This window comes from Bacteroides sp. AM44-19, from assembly GCF_003603395.1.
In the GTDB taxonomy this organism is placed as follows: Bacteria; Bacteroidota; Bacteroidia; order Bacteroidales; family Bacteroidaceae; genus Bacteroides; species Bacteroides uniformis.
On record NZ_QTNB01000059.1, the window covers coordinates 1 to 1,321 of the forward strand.

The following is a 1,321-nucleotide window of genomic DNA, read 5'->3' on the forward strand; positions in this document are numbered from 1 at the left end:
CATTAGTGTCCACTAAAAAATCATAGTCGTTCTTTGAAATTGTTGAAATTCAGTTTGTTGTAATGGTATTTGGTGCGCAACGATTTGAAATTACTTTTGCAGTCTGAATCAGACTGTTATGAATAAAGACAAATATGTTTTTTCTCAATTAGTCACATTTCTTGATGAGTTCAAGTTCTTGCGTATCGTCAAGAAGTATGAAGGCAACAAATACATTAAAAGCTATACCTGTTGGAATCAGTTGCTTACGATGATGTTCGGTCAACTTTCCAACCGTGAGAGTTTAAGAGACCTCATCGTGTCACTGGAGGCTCACACCGGAAAACTCTATCATCTGGGAATCGGCAAGTCCGTAACACGAAGCAATCTTAGCAAGGCTAACGAGCAACGTGACTATCGCATCTTCCAGGAATATGCAACCTTCATGATAGCCGAAGCGCGCAAGCGTAGAATCGAAAGAATCTTTGAGCTTGACGGTCATGTCTATGCTTTTGATTCCACCACGATTGACCTTTGTCTGTCAGTGTTCGAGTGGGCTAAATTCCGCAAGCATAAAGGCGGAATCAAGATGCATACGCTCTACGATGTGGAAGCGGAAGTTCCTGCATTTGTGCATATTACTCCTGCTAATATTCACGATACAAAAGCGATGTCTGTGATTCCTTATGAACGTGGTGCGCATTATATATTTGACCGTGGTTACAACGATTTTGGCAACTTGTATACGATAGACCGCATAGGTGCTTTCTTCGTTGTACGAGCCAAAACCAATGTACGCATCAAGCCCAAAACGTGGAAGCGAAGATTGCCTGAAGGTGTCATTTCTGATGTCATCGGATGTTTTACGGTTTATAAAAGTTCCAAGGATTACCCCGATGAACTTAGAAAGCTCATTGTTGAAGACCCCGAAAGTGGCACACGATACATTTTCCTGACGAACAATCTTGACGCTTCGGCTGAGCTGATTTCTCGGTTATACCGAAATAGATGGAGTGTGGAGCTGTTTTTCAAATGGATTAAACAACACCTTAAGATAAAGAGGTTTTGGGGAACTTCGGAGAATGCTGTACGCATACAAATATATTGTGCCATAATTACTTACTGCCTTGTGGCGATAGTACAACACGATATGAAGTTAGAGCGAAGCATCTACGAAACCTTGCAAATACTCGGCATCTCGCTAACCGATAAAACTCATCTTAGAGATTTGTTCGACAAATCGAATTTCAAAAATATCAAAGAGCTAAATGATTCAAGTGAATCGAATTTATTTAATTTTTAACCGACTAGTGACCAAAAAATTTTTAGTGGACACTAGTGA

Annotated in this window: 1 protein-coding gene; it reads left to right on the top strand. The window is 40.3% G+C overall.

Going from position 1 to position 1,321, the window contains the following annotated elements:
* Positions 1-118 precede the first annotated feature (118 nt).
* Positions 119-1,282, top strand: coding sequence for an IS4 family transposase (locus DW947_RS21365; RefSeq protein WP_008666211.1), 1,164 nt, complete (start codon positions 119-121; stop codon positions 1,280-1,282).
* Positions 1,283-1,321: the final 39 nt, after the last annotated feature.